This is a genomic window from Streptomyces sp. NRRL S-1813 (assembly GCF_000719605.1).
GTDB lineage: Bacteria > Actinomycetota > Actinomycetes > Streptomycetales > Streptomycetaceae > Streptomyces > Streptomyces decoyicus.
Map to the genome: position 1 here is coordinate 15,236 of NZ_JOHB01000053.1, position 18,235 is coordinate 33,470.

15 protein-coding genes are annotated in these 18,235 nt (G+C 72.8%); 11 read left to right on the forward strand and 4 right to left on the reverse strand.

Annotation, left to right across the window (positions count from 1 at the left end):
- The first annotated feature begins 288 nt into the window (after positions 1-288).
- Positions 289-939, forward strand: a complete 651-nt coding sequence (locus tag IF67_RS0136975) for an acetyltransferase (RefSeq protein WP_030993227.1) — start codon at positions 289-291, stop codon at positions 937-939.
- Positions 940-1,043: 104 nt separating this feature from the next.
- Here the strand turns inward: IF67_RS0136975 and IF67_RS0136980 are convergent, their stop codons facing one another.
- The gene (locus IF67_RS0136980) at positions 1,044-2,528 is read right to left on the reverse strand and encodes an alpha/beta hydrolase (RefSeq protein WP_234341608.1); all 1,485 of its coding nucleotides are present in this window, start codon (positions 2,526-2,528) and stop codon (positions 1,044-1,046) included.
- Positions 2,529-2,700: 172 nt separating this feature from the next.
- On the opposite strand from IF67_RS0136980, the gene IF67_RS0136985 reads away from it, so the two are divergent.
- From IF67_RS0136985 to IF67_RS0137030, 10 genes are read left to right on the forward strand one after another with little or no spacing between them, the layout of a single operon-like run.
- Positions 2,701-3,957, forward strand: a complete 1,257-nt coding sequence (locus tag IF67_RS0136985; protein ID WP_030993231.1) for an ATP-grasp domain-containing protein — start codon at positions 2,701-2,703, stop codon at positions 3,955-3,957.
- Positions 3,954-4,814, forward strand: a complete 861-nt coding sequence (locus IF67_RS0136990) for a Rossmann-like domain-containing protein (protein ID WP_030993232.1) — start codon at positions 3,954-3,956, stop codon at positions 4,812-4,814. Before IF67_RS0136985 ends, IF67_RS0136990 begins: the two co-directional genes overlap by 4 nt.
- On the forward strand, positions 4,811-5,926 hold the full coding sequence (locus IF67_RS0136995; protein ID WP_051819050.1) for a PLP-dependent cysteine synthase family protein: 1,116 nt from the start codon (positions 4,811-4,813) through the stop codon (positions 5,924-5,926). Before IF67_RS0136990 ends, IF67_RS0136995 begins: the two co-directional genes overlap by 4 nt.
- Entirely contained in the window at positions 5,923-7,053 is a 1,131-nt protein-coding gene (locus tag IF67_RS0137000) for a dipeptide epimerase (RefSeq protein ID WP_078889873.1), read from the forward strand. Before IF67_RS0136995 ends, IF67_RS0137000 begins: the two co-directional genes overlap by 4 nt.
- Entirely contained in the window at positions 7,050-8,333 is a 1,284-nt protein-coding gene (locus IF67_RS0137005) for an MFS transporter (RefSeq protein ID WP_037840332.1), read from the forward strand. The genes IF67_RS0137000 and IF67_RS0137005 overlap by 4 nt, the downstream gene beginning before the upstream one ends.
- 8 nt (positions 8,334-8,341) lie before the next feature.
- A complete protein-coding gene (locus IF67_RS0137010; RefSeq protein WP_030993239.1) occupies positions 8,342-9,145 on the forward strand; it encodes a class I SAM-dependent DNA methyltransferase in 804 nt (267 codons plus the stop codon).
- 51 nt (positions 9,146-9,196) lie between these two features.
- The gene (locus IF67_RS0137015) at positions 9,197-10,780 is read left to right on the forward strand and encodes an ABC transporter substrate-binding protein (RefSeq protein ID WP_030993241.1); all 1,584 of its coding nucleotides are present in this window, start codon (positions 9,197-9,199) and stop codon (positions 10,778-10,780) included.
- Positions 10,777-11,730: an ABC transporter permease gene (locus IF67_RS0137020; RefSeq protein ID WP_030993243.1), complete on the forward strand. Its 954-nt coding sequence runs from the start codon at positions 10,777-10,779 to the stop codon at positions 11,728-11,730. The genes IF67_RS0137015 and IF67_RS0137020 overlap by 4 nt, the downstream gene beginning before the upstream one ends.
- A complete protein-coding gene (locus IF67_RS0137025) occupies positions 11,727-12,632 on the forward strand; it encodes an ABC transporter permease subunit (RefSeq protein ID WP_030993245.1) in 906 nt (301 codons plus the stop codon). The genes IF67_RS0137020 and IF67_RS0137025 overlap by 4 nt, the downstream gene beginning before the upstream one ends.
- On the forward strand, positions 12,629-14,272 hold the full coding sequence (locus tag IF67_RS0137030; protein ID WP_051819058.1) for an ABC transporter ATP-binding protein: 1,644 nt from the start codon (positions 12,629-12,631) through the stop codon (positions 14,270-14,272). The genes IF67_RS0137025 and IF67_RS0137030 overlap by 4 nt, the downstream gene beginning before the upstream one ends.
- A gap of 28 nt (positions 14,273-14,300) precedes the next feature.
- Here the strand turns inward: IF67_RS0137030 and IF67_RS0137035 are convergent, their stop codons facing one another.
- From IF67_RS0137035 to IF67_RS0137045, 3 genes are all read right to left on the reverse strand, one after another.
- Positions 14,301-15,590, reverse strand: coding sequence for a cytochrome P450 (locus IF67_RS0137035; RefSeq protein WP_030993248.1), 1,290 nt, complete (start codon positions 15,588-15,590; stop codon positions 14,301-14,303).
- Entirely contained in the window at positions 15,587-16,375 is a 789-nt protein-coding gene (locus tag IF67_RS0137040; protein WP_030993249.1) for an alpha/beta fold hydrolase, read from the reverse strand. Before IF67_RS0137040 ends, IF67_RS0137035 begins: the two co-directional genes overlap by 4 nt.
- A gap of 165 nt (positions 16,376-16,540) precedes the next feature.
- Positions 16,541-17,764, reverse strand: coding sequence for an alpha/beta hydrolase family protein (locus IF67_RS0137045; RefSeq protein WP_234341610.1), 1,224 nt, complete (start codon positions 17,762-17,764; stop codon positions 16,541-16,543).
- Positions 17,765-18,235: the final 471 nt, after the last annotated feature.

The following is an 18,235-nucleotide window of genomic DNA, read 5'->3' on the forward strand; positions in this document are numbered from 1 at the left end:
CGCGCCGGGCGGCGTTCCTGCGGCGTCGATCCGCCAGGAGAGCGGCCGGGCCCCGGGTGTCCCGTGGCATGCCGGCCCGTATGGGTGAGCGTGCGCGTCACGGCGTCGTACGCCGCAGCCAGGACACCGTGGCCCGAGGAGTACGCGGCGGGGTGGCACGACGCGCTCGAAGGGAAGCCGTTCGACCGGGCGCTGCGACGGCCGGCCGGCGAGGAAAAGGCGTGGCCCCTTCCGGGAGCGGGTTGCGATCATGGGAGGCCCGTCTGCCGCACGTTGTGAGGAAGCGTCATGGTGCCTGCCGTTCCTGCCGATCCGACCGTGGTGCACCCGATGCCCGGGCAGCCCCGGGTGGTGCTGCTGAAACCGCTGGTGACCTCGCCGTTGATCGAGGTCGGGGAGTTCTCCTATTACGACGATCCGGACGATCCGACTGCTTTCGAGACCCGCAATGTGCTCTACCACTACGGGCCGGAGAAACTGGTCATCGGGAAGTTCTGTGCCCTGGGGGAGGGGGTGCGGTTCATCATGAACGGCGCCAACCACCGTATGGACGGCCCCTCGACGTTCCCTTTCCCGATCATGGGCGGCTCCTGGGCCGCACACTTCGATCTGATCACCGGTCTGCCCGGCCGGGGTGACACCGTGGTCGGCCATGACGTCTGGTTCGGATACCGCGCCACGGTGATGCCCGGCGTCCGCATCGGCCACGGAGCGGTCATCGCGTCCGGTTCCGTTGTCGTCGACGACGTCCCTGATTACGGGATCGTGGGCGGCAACCCGGCCCGCCTCATCCGTCGTCGCTTCGACGAGGCGGACATCGCCCGTCTGCTGGCGGTGGCCTGGTGGGACTGGCCGGTGGAGCACCTCACCGAGCACATCCCGGCGATCATGTCCGGCAGCATCGACGCGCTGGAGGCCGCGCTCCCGGGGAAGCGGTAGCCGCGCCTCACGACCCGCCGTTCGCCGTCGCCGCGGCCGGGACCCGCCTGCCTCCGGGAGCGGGACATGCGGGGCGTGGCGCGCCGGTGAACGCTCAACGGTGCTCAGGGCGTGGGCAGTCCGGGCCCCGAGCAGTGCACATCGGCAGCGGGCACGGTCCCGTCGACCAGGTACGCCGCGGCCGTACCGTCCACGCACCCGTTGCCCCGGCTGGCGAACACCCCGTGTGAGTAGTCGTTGTGCAGCGTGACCAGACGTGAGCCGGGCAGCCGCCGCTGGAGTGTCCGGGCCCCTTCGACGGGGGTGACCGGGTCGTGCGCGGAGGCGATCAGCAGGACCGGCGGGGCCTCGGGGCTGCCCAGCCGCGTACGGTGCGCGGGGCGGTGGTGCCAGTACGCACACACCGAGGCCTCCATGCCCGTGAGCAGCGGCTGCGGGTCGAGCCGCCGCATCCGCCGGATGTCGGCCATGACGCGGGAGGGCGTGGGAGCCGGTCCGTCCGCGCACTTGACGGTGCGGTTGGCGGCCTCGTACGTACGTGAGGCGGCGCCGTCGAAGGGCTCTGCCGGGCGCAGCGGCCCGGTGGTCCCGTCGCGCAGATACGTCCGCAGGCCGTCGGCGAGGCCCGACCAGCGCTCGGTGCGGCCCAGCGCCCGGTACACGGTGCGGTCGAACTCCGCCGGCCCGAAGCCGTCCACGGGGTGCTTCGCCAGACCGTCCCGCACCCGCTGGTACGTGGCGCGGACCGCCGCACCGTCGGCACCGAGCCCGAAGCGCCTTTCGTGCCGGGCGGCCCAGGCGAAGAAGACCGCCCGCTGGCGCACCAGAGCCCGGCTCTGGACGAGATCGAAGTCGTACCACGCCCAGGGCCCGACGACGCTGTCCAGCACCATCCGGCCGACCCGCCGGGGGAATTGGGCGGCATAGGCGGCGCCCAGGTAGCTGCCGTAGGAGACGCCGAGGAAGCTGATCCGCCGTTCGCCGAGCGCCGCCCGTATGGCGTCCATGTCCCGGGCGGTCTCGGTGGTCGACAGATACCGCAGGGCGTCCTTGACGCCGTGGGCGCAGTCGTCCGCGGTCCGCCGCAGGGTGCCGAGATAGGCCTTCCCGGCCGCCCTGCCCTCCGGGACGGGGTCCGGTCCGGGGCTGTCGAAGAGGCCGCCCATCGGTCCGCAGTCCGCGGGGGCGCTCGCGCCGGTGCCGCGCGGGTCGAACCCGATCACGTCGTACGAACGCCGCACGCGCTCCGGCAGTTTGGCGCGTTTGGTGACCGCGTAGGGGAGCCCCGAGCCGCCCGGCCCGCCCGGGTTGACCAGCAGGACGCCGCGCCGTTCGGACGCCGGTCCCGAGGCGCGGATACGGGAGACGGCGATGCGCAGGTGTACGCCGTCCGGGTGACTCCGGTCCAGCGGCACGCTCAGCTGGCCGCATTCGACGCGGGCGGGCGGGGGCGGAGCCGGCAGGGAGTCCGGGCAGGCGCCGAAGCGGAGCGCCGGCGGGGGAGCGGCGGGGACGGGGGTGGCCGGGAGCAGGGCGGCGGTGGCCGTCAGGGCGCAGAGCAGCCCCGTGCGGCGTACGGCAGGAATCACAGGTCTCGCATTCGGGAGCGCGGCGGCGGGCGCCGCAGTAGGCGGTGGCAATGAAAATGATTATCGTTTACAGTATGGGCCGGTCAAGCCGGACGGCCCTCACCGAGGCGCCGCCGCCCCGTCAAATGCCGCCGCAACCACGCACGGACAACGCCTGCGAAGAAGGGAAACCGTGGCTCACCTGCTGATGGTCGAGAGCTGGGTCGGAGCGATGAGCAGGTTGCTCCCGCGCGCGATCCGTGAGGTCGGACACGAGTTCACCTTCCTCACCCGCGATCTGCACCACTACCTGCGCTCCGCACCCGAGGGCGCCGCCCACCCGCTGCTCGGCGCCCGCAACGTGCTGACCGCCGACACCAACGACCTCGAAACGCTGCTGCCGTATGCCGAGCGGCTGCACTCCGCGTTCGGCTTCGACGGTGTGCTCACCTCCTGCGACTACTACCTCCCGACGGTCGCGCGCATCGCCGGGTGCCTCGGACTGCCCGGCCCGGCGCCCGAGGCGGTCGAGAACGCCTGCCGCAAGGACGCCACCCGGCGGGTGCTCGCCGCCGCGGGAGTACCCGGGCCGCGCTTCGCGGTCTGCGCGGACCGGTCCGAAGCCGCCGCCGCGGCCGCGGAGATCGGCTATCCGCTGGTGCTGAAGCCGGTCGACCTGTGCGCGGGGATGTTCGTCCGGCGCATCGACGACGAGGCGGAGCTGACCCGCGCCTACCGTGCGCTCGACGGCTTTCCCGTCAATGCGCGCGGCCAGCGCCGGGCGCCCGTCGTCCTGCTGGAGGAGCTGCTCCACGGCCCCGAAGTCAGCGTCGAGACCGTGACGTCCGACGGCAGTACCCAGGTGATCGGGGTGACCGACAAGAGCGTCGGCGGAGCACCGGCCTTCATCGAGACCGGCCATATGTTCCCCGCGGCGCTCCCGGCGGCCGACCGGGCGGCGGCGGAGGAGACCGCCGTACTCGCCCTGGCGGCCCTCGGACTCGACGGCGTCGTGGCGCACACCGAGATCAAGCTGACGCCCGACGGACCGCGCGTGGTCGAGGTCAATCCCCGGCCCGCGGGCAACCGCATCACCGAACTGATCCGCCATGTCACCGGCATCGACGTCGCCGCGGCCTGTGTGGACGTGGCCCGGGGCGAGCGGCCCGATCTGCGCCGACGGGACACCGGACTGCGCAGCGCCGCCATCGGCTTCCTCGTGCCGCAGGCCGCGGGCGTCCTGGAGGCGGTCGACGGCGGTGACCTCGTGCGCGCGGCGCCGGGAGTGCTCGAACTCCAGCTCGCCGAGCCCGGCACGGCGGTCAAGGAGGCCGGCAGCAACAACGCCTACCTGGGACACCTCATGGCCGGCGACGCCGAAGGCCCGGCCGCCCGCCGCCGTGTCGAAACGCTGCTCGCCGAGCTGCGCCCGCGGGTGGTGAACCGATGAACCAGGTCGTCATCCGCACCCCCGCCGGCAACGCCCCTGCCGCTTCGTACGACGACCTCGTGGCCCGTGTGCGGGCCGGCGAGTTCGGGCCCGACCCGTCCACCCAGCGGATCGCCGTCGCTTTCAGCACCCGGCAGGCCGTACGCCACGAGGGCCGCGAAGGGGGCTACCGCAACGAGGTGCTGAGCCTGCGGCTCGCCGCGGCGGTCGGCTCCTGCGCGGTGGAGCCCGGTGAGTTGCCGGACGCCGCGATCGAGGCCTGCGTCGGCGCGGACCTCGACCGCCTCCTGGGGCACGAGCTGCGCCCGGTGCGGGTGGCCGCCCTCGACGCGTATCTGATGCACGTACGCCCGCACACGCCCGCGAACGGCGCGCGCCCCTGGTCGCTGCCGGCCGGGTCGTCCCTGCGGAAGTCGCGGGCCAGGGCACGGGCCGTCACCGGGCTGATCGACGTCGTGCCCGGCGCGCGGGTGCTCGTGATCGGCGTGGTCAACTCGCTGCTGGAGGCGCTGCGGGAGCGCGGTCTGGCGTATGTGCCGTGCGACCTCAAGGGCGGCACGACGGAGTGGGGCGAGCCCGTACACACCGACGCGCTCGCCGAGTTGGAGCGCTGCGACGCGGTGCTCGCCTCCGGCATGACGCTGGGCAACGGCAGTTTCGAGCCGCTGCGGGAGCATGCACTGCGGCACCGCAAGCCCCTGGTGATGTTCGCCCAGACGGGGAGTGCGGTGCTGCCGCGGTTCCTCGGCTCAGGGGTGAGCGCGGTGTGTGCGGAGCCCTATCCGTTCTTCTGGCTCGACGGCGGATCCGGCATCATCCACCGCTACCACGGCGAGATACCGGGGGTCGCCCGGTGACCACCGCCGTCGTGCACCCCACCGGCAACCGGGAGCTCCTCGGTCTGCTCGGCCGCACCCCGCTCGCCCGCGTCACCGCCGATCTGCCCTGCCCGCACCCCGGCTTCTGGGCCAAGCTCGAAGGGCTCGGCGCGGGCGGCATGAAGGCGCGCGCCGCCGTCTCCATGCTGCTCGGCGCCAAGGAGCGCGGCGAACTCCGGCCCGGCGCCCCCGTGGTGGAATCCACCTCCGGGACCCTCGGCATCGGCCTGGCCTTCGCGGGCCAGGCGCTCGGCCACCCCATTGTCCTGGTCGGCGACACCGAGCTGGAGCCCTCGATGCGGCGGCTGCTGCGGACGTATGGAGTCCGGCTCGAACTGGTCGACCGGCCGGCGGCCGAGGGCGGCTGGCAGGCGGCCCGGCTGGCCCGGCTGCGGCACCTGCTCGCCGAACTGCCCGGTGCGTACTGGCCCGACCAGTACAACAACCCCGACAACGTGGCCGGTTACGGCTCCCTCGCCGCCGAAATGGCGGCCGAGCTGGACCATCTCGACGTCCTGGTGTGCAGCGTCGGCACCGGGGGCCACAGCGCGGGAGTCGTCGCCCCCCTGCGTCGGCACTGGCCGCACCTGCGGCTGATCGGCGTGGACGCCACCGGATCGACGATCTTCGGACAGCCCGCCAGGACCCGGCTGATGCGGGGCCTCGGCAGCAGCATCCACCCGCGCAATGTCGCCTACGACGCGTTCGACGAGGTGCACTGGGTCGGCCCGGCCGAGTCCGCCGACGCCTGCCGCAGGCTCGCCGCCGGCAACTTCGTCAGCGGCGGCTGGAGCACCGGCGCCGTCGCGCTCGTCGCCGCGTGGGCCGCCCGCGTCCATCCCGGAGCCGTGGTCGCCACGGTCTTCCCCGACGGGCCGCAGCGCTACCTGGGCAGTGTCTACGACGACGACTTCGCCACCGCCCACGGCCTGGACCTGACCTGCGCCGCCACCCGCCCGGTCGAGATCCCGCACCCGCAGGCTGCGGAGGCGCGGGGATGGACCCGCTGCCGGACGGTCACCGACCCGCTGGCGCCCCCCGCCGGACCGCACCTCTCCACCCACCGCACCACCCGGAAAGAAGCCCCGTGAAGGTCAGTCAGCGCACCGTACGGCTCCAACTCGCCGAGCCGCTACGGATATCCCGCTCCACGATGGCGGCCCGCGACGCCGTATGGCTCGGCATCGAACACCACGGCCGACGCGGCTACGGAGAAGCCGTCACCAGCACCTACTACGGTCTGGACGCCGCCACCCTCGGCCGTCTGCTGAACGGGGCCGCACGCGAACTCGCCCGCTGCGCCGACCCGGAGACCGCACTCGAAGCCCTGCGCACGGGCGAGCTGCTCACGCCCGGCACGCCCGCCGCGGTGACCGCGGCGGTGGAGTCCGCGCTGCTGGACCTCGTCGGCAAGCGCGCGGGCCTCCCCGTGCACCGGTTGCTCGGCGGCACCGAAGCGCCGCGCGCCGCCACCGCCCGCACCCTCGGCATCACCTCGCGCCGCGCGGCCGCGGAGCAGGCGGGCCGCCTGGTCCGGCAGGGCTTCTCCGTCCTCAAGATCAAGGCCGGTGCCCCGGACCCCGAGGACGACCTCGACCGCGTGCGGGCCGTGCGCCATGCCGCGCCACACGCCCGGCTGTTGCTCGACCCCAACGGCGCCTGGGCCCCCGCCCTGGCACAGGCCCTGCTGCCCCGCTACGCGGACCTCGGGGTCGAGGCCGTGGAGCAGCCCATCGCCCCCGGAGACCCCGAGACGCTCGCCCGGCTCGCCGAAGGCTCGCCGCTGCCGGTCATCGCCGACGAGGACGCGGTCGGCTTCGAGGACGCCCGGCGGCTGGCCGGCCGGGTGCACGGCATCAACGTCAAGCTCGCCAAGTGCGGCGGCGTCGGTGCGGCACTGCGCATCGCCGACCTGATCGCCGGCAGTGGCACCGAGCTGATGCTCGGCTGCCTCACCGCCAGTACGCTCGGTCTCGCGCCCGCCGTCCACCTCGCGGACCGCGCCCGCTGGAGCGACCTGGACGGCCATCTGTTGCTCGCCCAGGACCCGTGGACCGGTATCGGCGGCACGGACGGCACCGTAGGAGCCGGCGGGCAGCCGGGCCTCGGCGTACGGCCGGCGCGCGGCGAGATACCGCCGGGCGAGATACCACCGGGCGAGACGGCGCCGGACGAGACGGCGTCGGAGCCGGTCCGGGGTGCGGAGGCAGCACAGTGAAGATCTGGCACGAAATACGCCGCTTCCCGTTCGCGATCCGGCTGTTGCTGATCAACCAGTTCGGCGTCAACACCGGCTTCTATCTGCTCATCCCGTACCTCGCCGTGCACCTGGGCGAGGACCTGGGGATGTCCGCCGCGGTCGTCGGCATCGTGCTCGGCGTGCGCAACCTGAGCCAGCAGGGACTGTTCCTCATCGGCGGCTCGGCGTCCGACCGGCTGGGTGCACGCGGGGTCATCATCGCCGGCTGTGCGCTGCGGACCGTCGGCTTCGGGCTCTTCGCGCTCGGGGACGGCCTGGCCGTACTCGTCGCCGCCTCCGTCCTCAGCGGGCTGGCCGGCGCGCTGTTCAACCCCGCCGTCCGGGCCTACCTCGCACAGGAGGCGGGCGACCGCAAGGCCGAGGCGTTCGCCCTCTTCAACGTGTTCGCGACCACCGGCGCCCTGGTCGGGCCACTGCTCGGCAGCGCCCTGCTGCTCGTCGACTTCCGGACCTCCGCACTCACCGCCGCCGGCCTCTTCGCGCTGCTCACCGTCGCGCAGGCCCTGGTGCTGCCGGCCCGCACGGTCGCCCAGGCCACGAACAGCGTCCTCGGCGACTGGCGCGAAGTCCTCGGCAACCGCGTCTTCGTGGCCTTCGCGCTGGCCATGGTCGGCATGTTCACCCTCCAGAACCAGCTGTACCTGCTGCTGCCCGAGGGCGCGCGGCGGGCCACCGGCTGGGACGGCGCGGCCGGTCTCGTCTTCCTCGTCGGTACCGTCGCCAACCTCTCGCTCCAGATGCGGATCACCCGCGCGCTCAAGGGGCGCGGCGACCGGGCGCGGTGGATCGGCGCGGGGCTCGTCCTGATGGGCCTCGCCTTCGTACCGCCGATGGCCGTCGCCGGCCCGGTACCGCCGCCCGACGGACCCGGCGGCGCCGCGCTGCGCGTACTGCCCGTACTGGCCGGGGCGGTGCTGCTCTACCTGGGCGTCATGATCGCCCAGCCGTTCGTGATGGAGCTCATCCCCGCCTTCGGCCGGGCCGAGCTCACCGGCACGTACTTCGGGCTGTTCTACGTGGTCTCCGGCATCGCCGCGGCGGTGGGCAACACCGTCGTCGGCTGGGCCATGGACACCGGTGAACTCCACCGTGCGCCGTGGCTGCCCTGGGCGTGCTGTCTGGCCTTCGGACTCGTCTCCGCGGCCGGTGTCGCCTGGCTGCACCGGCTGCGGGGGCTGCCGGGCCGGGCGGCCGAGGCCGCGGCGACGGTACCGGCCACGACGGCGGGAAAGGCGTGACACCTCCCGTGAACACCACGCGCAGCAACGAAAACCTGCTGACCGACAACCCGGAACTCTACGAGGCACGCTTCCCCGACGCCGACCGCCTGGCCGGCCGCTGGGCCGAGGACTGCCTGCGACGGCACGGTGCGGGAGCCCGCGTCCTGGACATCGGCTGCGGCACCGGACGCGACGCCGCATATCTGCACGCGGCGGGCCGTACGGTCGTCGCGGCCGACCTCTCCGAAGCGATGCTCGCGTACGCCCGCACCCACCACCGCGGGCCGGACTACGTACGGGCCGATCTGCGGGACTTCGACCTCCACGAGGAGCCCGTGGACGCCGTTGTCTGCCTGGACAGCGCCCTGCTCTACTGCCACGCCAACGCTGAACTGGACGGCTTCCTCACGTCCTGCCGGCGCAGCCTCACCCCCGGCGGGCTGCTCGTCGCCGAGATGCGCAACGGCGCCTTCTTCCTCGGCCGCACCGAACTGCTCGACGCCCCGGCCGTCAACGGCTTCACCTGGCAGGGCACCGCCTACACCTCCACGACCACGCTGTCCGTCGACCGCACCGCCCAACTCCTGCGCCGTACCCGCATCTGGACAGCCGACGACGGCTCCCCGCCGCACGAGCAGCGCTCCGCATGGCGGCTGCTCTTCCCCCAGGAGCTGCGCCAGGTCCTCGCAGCGCACGGCTTCGAGGTCCTCGACCTGCACGACGGGCCGGGGCCACGGACGGAACCGGCCTGGCAGGAGGGCGCCGGACCGGGGGAGCGCACCGACCAGGACCGGCTCCACCTCGTCGCCCGGCTGACCCGGCACGACTGACGCCCGCTCCACCCTCCGCCACCTCCGCCTACCCATAGCAAGGAAACCGGCATGTACGACGGTCCCGTCCCTCCCCGCTTCCCCGGCCTGCACCGCCGCGGCTTCCTCGCCGCGGCCGGCGGCGCGGCCGGACTCGGCGCGCTCGCCCTCGCCGGATGCGCCGGCCCCTCCGGTGACGCCGCTGACGGCGGCGGCAAGCCCCGGCGTGGCGGGAAGCTGCGCGCCGCGTTCGCCGGCGGCGGCGCCGGCGAGACCCTCGACCCGCACCTGGCCAACCTCTTCGCCGACGCCGCCCGCGCCAAGGCCCTCTTCGACAAGCTCGCCGACTTCGGCGCCGACCTCTCCGCCGAACCACGGCTCGCCGCGTCCTGGGAGCCGAACGCCGGACTCGACCGCTGGACGGTGAAGCTGCGCAAGGCGTCCTTCCACAACGGCAAGCCGGTCACCGCCCGGGACGTCCTCTACAGCTACCGCCGTATCGCCGACCCCGAGAAGGCGTTCCGCGCCAAAGCCTCCCTGGAGCCCCTCGACCTCAAGGCGAGCCGGGCCGTCGACGAGCGCACCGTCGAGTTCGCGCTGAAGCGGCCGACCGCCGAATTCCCCAACCTCCTCGCCGCGTTCGGCGCCTATGTCGTCCCCGACGGCGCACACGACTTCGACCGCAAGCCGGTCGGCAGCGGCCCCTTCCGCTTCGTCTCCTTCACCCCCGGACGGTCCGCCGTCTTCCGCCGCAACGACGACTACTGGGAGGGCCCGCCCTACCTGGACCAGCTGGAGTTCCTGGTCGCCAACGAGGAGTCCGCACGCGTCAATTCCCTGCTCGGCGGCCAGGTCGAGTACGCCCACGAGCTGGCGCCGACGACGGCCCGCGCACACGAGGGCAAGGGGCAGATCGAGATCGTACGGCTGCGCAACAGCGCGATGCAGTCGTTCGCCATGAAGACCGACCGGGCGCCGTTCGACGACAAGCGGGTGCGCGAGGCGTTCTTCCTCCTCGCCGACCGCAAGGAACTGGTCGACGGTGCGCTCTCCGGCGCCGGTGAGATCGGCAACGACCTGTTCGGCAAGGGATACGAGTACTACGAGGACGGCCTGCCGCAGCGCGAACAGGACCTGGACCGCGCCCGCCATCTCCTCAAGAAGGCCGGCGCCGACGGCCTGCGGGTCACCCTGGACACCTCCGCCGTCGCCGCCGGGTTCACCGAGGCCGCCGCCATCTTCCGCGACCAGGCCGCCGAGGCCGGAGTGCAGGTGAAGGTCGCGATGGGCAGCAAGGACAGCTACTGGCAGGACACCCTCGACTCCGGATCCCTGTGCTGCTACCGCTCCGGCGCGATGCCGATCGAATCGCACTTCTCCCAGCGGCTGCTGACCGGCTCCACCACCAACGCCACCAAGTGGCAGCACAAGGACTTCGACGCCCTCTACCAGCAGGCCCAGTCCACCAGGAGCAAGAAGGACCGGGCCGCCGTGTACGCGCGGATGCAGCGCCGGCTGTACGCCGAGGGCGGCTTCCTGGTCTGGGGCTTCGCCGACTGGATCCTGGGCACCGCCCGCAATGTCCGCGGCGTCGCGCACCAGGCCCCCGCCAACACGCTCGACTGGGCGCGCTTCGACAAGGTGTGGCTCGCATGACCGGCCTGCGGTCCTGGCTGCTCCGCCGGCTGCTGCTCGGCGCCGGGCAGACCGTCGCCGTCGTCCTGCTCGTCTTCGCCCTCACCGAGGCGCTGCCCGGCGATGCCGCGGTGGCGCTCGCCGGTGACCAGCCCGACCCCGGGCGGATCGACGCCATCCGGGAGGCCATGCACCTGGACCAACCCGCCTGCGTACGGCTGGGGGAGTGGGCGGCCGGACTGCTGCACGCGGACCTCGGCAGCTCGCTGACCTCCGGCCGGCCGGTCAGCTCCTACCTCGCCGACGGCTTCGGGCCGACCGTGGTGCTCGCCGCGCTCACCCTGCTCCTGCTCGTGCCGGTCGGGGGCGGCCTCGGTGTCCTGGCCGCCCGGTACGAAGGACGGCTCGGCGACCGCCTCATCAGCTCGGTGACCCTGGGCGTGTACGCCGTACCGGAGTTCGCCCTCGGTGTGCTGCTGGTCGCGGTCCTCGCGCTGCGCCTGGGCTGGCTGCCACCGACCGCCGTCGGCTACGGCGGCGATCTGCTCGCCCACCCCGCGGCGCTGGTGCTGCCCGTGGCGGTGCTGCTGTCCCGGCCGGTGTGCTCGCTGACGCGGCTGGTCCGCGCCGGCATGATCGACGCCCTGGCCTCGCCGTACGTCGCGCAAGCCCGCCGCTACGGCATCCCCGGTGCACGCATCCGCTACGCGCACGCCCTGCCGCATGCCCTGGCGCCGGCCGCCCAGCAACTGGCCCGCACCATCGACTGGCTGCTGTGCGGCGTCATCGTCGTGGAGGCCCTCTTTGTGATCCCCGGACTCGGAACGGTCCTGATGAACGCCGTGACGGAACGCGACGTCCCCGTCATCCAGGGCCTGGCGGTCGTCTTCGGGTGCACCGCCGTCGTCCTCAACCTCGGCGCGGACCTGGTCATGCACCGCTTCGTGCCCCGGACCGGGGCGGCGGCATGAGACGACGTACGACCGGCGGCCCGGCACGCTTCGCCTTCGCCGTGCTGATCATCGCCGTACCGCTGCTGCTCGCCCTGCTCGGGCCGCTGTTCGCCGGGGAACCCGGCCCCCGGGCCGCTTCCTTCACGGTCGGCGGCGGACACTGGGCCGGCACCGACTTCGTCGGCCGGGACGTCTGGCGGCAGGTGCTGCTCGGCGGCCGCCCCGTGGTCCTGGCCGCGCTCGCGGCGACGGCGCTGGCCTACGCGGTGGCGCTGCCGCTGGGCCTCGTCAGTGCGCTCACCCGTCGCGGCTGGCTGGAAGAGCTGTTGATGCGCCCGTTGGACGTGCTGCTCGCCGTGCCGTCGCTGCTGGTCATCCTGCTGGTGTCGGCGGTCCTGACGCCCGGTCCCGGCGGGCTCGCACTCCTGGTGGCGCTGGTCAATGTCCCGGACGCCGCCCGGACGGTCCGGGCAGCCGCCGCGGAGGCGGCCGCGTCGCCCGCGGTCGAGGCGCTGCGGATGCAGGGCGAGACCTGGTGGCGGATGGCCGTGGGCTACGCGGGCCGCTCGGCCCTGCGCACCCTTGCCGCCGACGCCGGGGTGCGGCTGACGGGGGTGCTGTACCTGGTGGCCACGGCCGCCTTCCTCGGCGTCGGCGCCGAACCGGACGCCGCCGACTGGGCGGTGATGGTCGACCGCAACCGGACGGGCATGTTCGTCCAGCCCTGGGCCGTTGCGCTGCCCGCGTTGCTCATCATGGCCCTGACCATGGGCTTCAACCTGCTCTTCGACGCGGCCCTGACCCGACGCGACCCACGACCGCGGCCGGACCGTCCACCGGGTCCCGGTCCGGGCCCTGACCACCCGCCCACCGACGGTACGGCCCCCGGGCCGAGGCGAAGCGAGAAGAGCAGTCCATGAACCCAACCGCCATCGCCCGACTCCAGGACCTCCGGGTCGAGACCGGCGGCCGGGCCATCGTCGACGGGGTGAGCCTCCGGCTGGTCCCCGGCAAGATCACCGCCCTGATCGGCGGCTCCGGCAGCGGCAAGACCACCACCGGCCTCGCCCTGCTCCACGAGTATCCGCCCGGCGCCGTGGTGACCGGCGAGGTGGACGTCCCCGACACCCTCATCGGGTACGTACCGCAGCACCCCGCCACCGTCCTCAACCCCGCCCGGCCCGTGGCCGCCCTCCTCCAGGACATCGCGCGCACCCAGGTACGCCATCTGCCGCGCCGCGCCCGTCGCTCCGCGGTCCGGCACCGCATGCTGCGCGCGTTGGACCGGGCCCAGTTGCCCGACGGCGAAGCCCTGCTGCACCGCTACCCCCACCAGCTCTCCGGCGGCCAACAGCAACGTGTGGTCCTCGCCCAGGCCCTCCTGACCGGTGCCACCACCCTCATCGCGGACGAACCGACCACCGGTCAGGACGCACTGACGAAGCAGCAGATCACCGGTCAACTCGCCTCCCTGGCCCGGCAGGGCCTCGCCATACTGCTCCTGAGCCACGACCTGGAGGTCGTCCACGCCCTGGCCGATGACGTCCACGTCATGCGCGCCGGGCGCATCGTGGAATCCGGCCCGCCGGAAAGACTCCGGCTCTTCCCCCGGCACCCCTGGACCCGCGAACTCCTCGCCGCAGTCGATTCCGCCGAGCCGTCAGACGGTGTGCCTGCGCTCCGCGACGCCTCCACAACAGGCGCCGCCACCACAGGCCCCGGCACACGGCGCAGCGGCCCTGCGAGCCCCCGCACCGCCCAGGACCCCGTACTTCAGGTGCGGGCCCTCACCGCCCGCCACGGCAGGTCCACCGTCCTGCACCCCACCGATCTTCTCCTCCCGCCGGGCTGCACGGCCGTCGTGGGCCGCTCGGGCAGCGGCAAAACCACCCTCGCCCGCTGCCTGGCCGGTCTCCACCGGACCTACGACGGGGAGGTCCTGCTCGACGGTGCCGCACTGCCCCGCAGCCTGCGCGACCGTACCCGCGAACAACTGGCGGCAGTCCAGTACGTCTTCCAGGACGCCCGGTCCGCCTTCGACGAACACCGCCCGGTCCTCGACCAGGTGAGCCGCACTGCCATCCGCCTGCGCAAGGTCCCCGAGCCGGAGGCGCCGGCCGACGCCGAGCGCATCCTGGGCTCCCTGGGTCTGGCCGGCGACCTCGTCCGCCGCAAGCCCACGGAGCTCTCCGGCGGCGAACTCCAGCGCGCCGCCCTGGCCCGCGCGCTGCTGGCCCGCCCGAGGGTCCTGCTCTGCGACGAGATCACCTCCGGCCTGGACACCGTCGCCCGCCGGAACCTCCGCACCCTCCTCGCGGACCTCCTGCGGACCCACCCGGACCTGTCCCTGGTCCTGATCACCCACGACCGCGACACCGCAGCCCTGGCCGCCCGCACGGCGGTGCTCGACAACGGCCGCCTCGTCGAACAGGGCCCGACCGAGCAGCTCCTCGCCGACCCCCGGCATCCCCTCACTGCCTCGCTGCTGCGGGCCGCACCCGACCGCGGGGCCACGCCGAGCGCCGCACCGCCCGACGCCGGAGTGGCACACGGAACGTGATCAGGCGGCGCCGCTTCCCGCAGGGCGCCTACCGGGGTGAGCCGTCCACCAGCCGCAGCGGCAGCGACTTCAGTCCGTTGATGAAGTTCGACACCAGCCGCTGCGGCGGACCGGCGACGGCCAGAGCGGGCAGCAGGTTGCCCGTCTCCTCGTACAGCACCCGCAACTGCAACCGGGCGAGGTGCGCGCCCAGGCAGATGTGCGGGCCGTCTCCGAACGAGACATGGGGATTGGGGGACCGGGTCAGGTCGAGACGGTGCGGGGCGGCGAAGACCCGTTCGTCGTAGTTCGCCGAGCCGTGGAAGACAACCACTTTGTCGCCTGCGCGGATGAGGCGGCCGGCCAACTCGGTGTCGCACGCCGCGGTCCGGCGGAAGCTGAGTACCGGCGGATGCCAGCGCAGCAGCTCCTCCACACAGGGCGCCGCCCCCACCGCCCCGCTGCGAAGCCCGCCATAGGCGGCCGGATTCCGGGCCAGCGCCAGCAGACCGCCGGGGGCCGCGCTGCGTACCGTGTCGTTGCCTGCGATGGTCAGCAGGAAGAAGAACATCTCCAGTTCGGGCGTGGCCAGTTCGTCGTCCGACGCGAGGACGGTCATGACGTCGTCGCCCGGATGCCGTCGCTTGTGGGCGGCCAGCTCCCGTGCGAAGCCGAACATGTCCTGAAGCATCGACGGGGACCGCGGATCGGCGGGACGCCCGTCCGGCCCCGATGACGACCGGCCCGATTCGTCCGGATCCTGGTAGCCGATGACCCGCCGGGTCCAGGCCAGGAGCAGCCCGCGTTCGGCGGGCGGCACCCCGAGCAGATCGGCGAGGTTGAGCAGGGCGAAGTCGTCCGTGACGTCGGTGACGAGGTCGCGCACCCCGTTCCCCGTACGTGCCGCGTCGACCGCCGCGGTCAGCAGGCCACGGGCCCGTTCGCGTACGGCCGTCCCGAAACGCTCGACGCGGCGGGGCGTGAAGGCACGGCTTACCAGGCGCCGCAGCCGCCCGTGGTCCGGGGGATCCTGATTGAGCATCATGCGGCGGATGAACGGCAGGTCGGCGGGGTCGGGATCGCGGATCTGGGTGGCCCCCAGTTGGGAGGAGAAGGTGCGCGCGTCCTTGAGGACCCGTACGACGTCGTCGTGTCGCGTGACCGCCCAGAAGCCGGGGCCGGCCGGCCAGCCGAGCACCTCGTGCTCCTCCTGCCAGGCCACCGGATGATGATCGCGCAACAGCCGGTACGCCGTGTGCGGCAGCCCGTCCACGTAGCCGCGCGGGTCGAAGACGTTCGGCACATCCGGAGGGGCGGCTTTGCTGGCGGGCACGGTCATCCGGCTGCCCGTGCGTCACCGTCGGCACGCAGAAAGTCCTCCACGGCCCGGATCAGCTCCAGCGGGGTTTCGTCCATGGCGTAGTGCCCTGCCGATCGCAGCTCGACCAGCTCGCTGCGGGCGTACCACCGCATCCATGTCTGACGCGTCAGTTCGGCGGTCAGAGCGGGATCCAGTGCTCCGGTCACCGCCAGCGCCGGCACCGCCGAGCCCTCGACCTCGGCGGCGAACGCCTCCCCGGACCAGGAGTCCAGCCAGGACCGGAACGCCTTCGGGTCGCTGCACGCCAGTGACCGCTGCACCATCCGGTCCAGCCAAGCGGCCGGGCGCCGCCCGCCGGTGGTGAGGTCGATGATGGCCCGCCGGTTCTCCGGCAGATGGGCCGCGGAGGAGAACAGCTCCCACTGCTGCGGCGGCAGGGGCAGCCCGGAGGCGGGGACCGGCGAGATTCCCACGAGCCTGCGCACCCGGTGCGGAGCCGCGGCCAGCACCCGTTGGACGACACTGGCGCCCATCGAATGGCCGACCGCCGAGAACCGGTCCCAGCCCAGCCGGTCGGCGAGCGCCAGTACATCGGCCGCCCCTTCGCCGGAGGTGTACGAGCCGGTCTCGCCTCTCGCCTCGCCGTAGCCACGGAGATCGACCAGCGCGTACTGGAACGCCTCCTGATCGAGATCCGGCAGGACCGGGTCGAAGGCGGACCTGTCGGCGAACCACCCGTGCACGGCGATGACCTTGTGCGATCCCCGGCCGTGCAGGGCATGAGGCAGTACGAAGGAAGCCACGCGCACTCCAAATGTGTGACGGAACCAGGGCGTGTCTTTCGGATCACCCCGGGCTGATCCAAAAGACACGCCCTGGCCGACGGCCAACGGCCACGTCCGACCACAGTGGCCGTAACACCCAGGCCCGGCAAGGGCGCCAGGAGGCCGGTGAGGCCGCCGCGGAGGTCAGCCGCCCGACAACGTCTCCTGTAGCCAGTCGAAGACGACCTCGCAGTGCTGCTGCGGGGCCATCGGGGAGCAGTGCAGCTGTGCGCCGGTGGCCGCGGTGAGCTTCACGTAGTCCTTGGGAGCCGTCAGCTTGTCGAACATCTGGCGCGGCTGCCCCGGATAGAACTGCTCGTATGCGTAGTCGAGGACCAGTGTGGGCATCTTGATGCGGCCCACGACGTCCGTGATGTCCAGCGACTTGATGAGGGTGGCGGGGGTGTAGAAGTCGGTGAACATCTTGCCCTGGCGGGCGGCGAGCATCGCCGGCACGGAGAAGGGCTCGATGCGCTTCTTCATCGTCGAGGCCGCGGACGGCGGCAGCTCGGGGACGACCTCCTTGTTCCAGATGTTGTTGGTCTTCCCCTTGTCCGGGGTGAGGATCTCCCGGATCTCCGGTGGAAAGCCCAGCCAGGGCGCGAGCACGCCGGGCATTGCCACCAGAGCGGCGATCCGGCGCTCGAAGGCGGCGGCTCGGGGGGCCAGATCCCCGGCCATGCTCAGCCCGGTCAGGGCGATCTTGCCGGTGTCCACGTCCGAGCGGGCGGACAGCCAGTCGACGAGCGGCGTCACGACGGTCTCCCAGCGCGGAGTGAAGACCACCTGGTCGACGAAGAGCAGCTGACCCTGGCCGGGCCCGTCGTACACCAGGGCGTTCCAGCCCCGGTCCAGCGCGGCCGGGACGCCGTAGGTCCACATGTCGACGTTCTGTCCGTCGCTGCCGTTCGTGAGGATCACGGTGGGGCGCCGCTTGCCGGAATCGTCCGGCCGGAAGAACCACACGGGCAACGGAGTCTTCCCGTACGGGATGTGCGCGGTCACCGGCGCCGGATCGCACAGTCCGCAGAACTTGTCCCAGGCTCCGCGCCCGGCCTTGTACAACTGCTCCTCGATACTCGGGGTGTCGGATCCGAGGACGAAGAACAGTGCCTGGGCGTAGTACTGCGCGGCGCGCAACGCACGGAAGCGTGTGGTCTGAGCTCCGGGCCTGCTGCCCTGGGGCGCCGCCATCAGCTGGTCGCCGAGTTTCCTGAAGGTCTCGGTGTACGTCTGCGCGGAGAGGCCGGCCTTGTTGATCGCGTTCACCGCGGTGAGCACCTCGCCCACCTCACCGGCGCCGTAGCCGGAGGAGCCGAGCGCGAGGAGCCCGTTGAAATTGAAGCCCGGGTCCTTGAAGAGCGTCATCGCCCCGGGCGTGGGATCAGCCGCCGGGGCGTAGGCCCCTGCCCTGCGACGGAGTTCGGGTTCGTGCGCGGGCGACGCACCCGAGGGGCTGCACCCGGCAGCCAGCACGGCCCCGGCCCCACCGACGAGCCCGGCAAGCGTGGTGCGGCGGGTGGGGCCGGATACACGATCACCCGATAGGTACGTCATGCCGACCGAACGTACGAGCCGCGCCTCCCGGCCGCTCTCCGCGACACCCGCCGTTCCCCCGAACGGGCACGTCACCTCCTCCCGGCCTCAGCCATGCGGCGGCGGTTGTGCTCCCATGCCCCGCGTCCGGTCGTGCCAGGCGTCGCGGGCCCGGGGTGACGCGGGAGATCCGAAAGGCAAGCGCTAGGTGTTCTGTCCACGGAGGTTGGTGACGCAGGTCTCGGCTGAGTGATCTTGAAATGGGTGAGGGCCTTCTGGCCTGGTGTGGATTGCGACATCTGC

Excerpts from the sequence above, each read along its gene's own strand:
- IF67_RS0136975 (WP_030993227.1), top strand. The coding sequence starts at position 289 with ATGGTGCCTGCCGTTCCTGCCGATCCGACCGTGGTGCACCCGATGCCC.
- IF67_RS0136990 (WP_030993232.1), top strand. The coding sequence starts at position 3,954 with ATGAACCAGGTCGTCATCCGCACCCCCGCCGGCAACGCCCCTGCCGCT.
- IF67_RS0137015 (WP_030993241.1), top strand. The coding sequence starts at position 9,197 with ATGTACGACGGTCCCGTCCCTCCCCGCTTCCCCGGCCTGCACCGCCGC.
- IF67_RS0137020 (WP_030993243.1), top strand. The coding sequence starts at position 10,777 with ATGACCGGCCTGCGGTCCTGGCTGCTCCGCCGGCTGCTGCTCGGCGCC.
- IF67_RS0137025 (WP_030993245.1), top strand. The coding sequence starts at position 11,727 with ATGAGACGACGTACGACCGGCGGCCCGGCACGCTTCGCCTTCGCCGTG.
- IF67_RS0137030 (WP_051819058.1), top strand. The coding sequence starts at position 12,629 with ATGAACCCAACCGCCATCGCCCGACTCCAGGACCTCCGGGTCGAGACC.
- IF67_RS0137035 (WP_030993248.1), bottom strand. The coding sequence starts at position 15,590 with ATGACCGTGCCCGCCAGCAAAGCCGCCCCTCCGGATGTGCCGAACGTC.
- IF67_RS0137045 (WP_234341610.1), bottom strand. The coding sequence starts at position 17,764 with ATGACGCTCTTCAAGGACCCGGGCTTCAATTTCAACGGGCTCCTCGCG.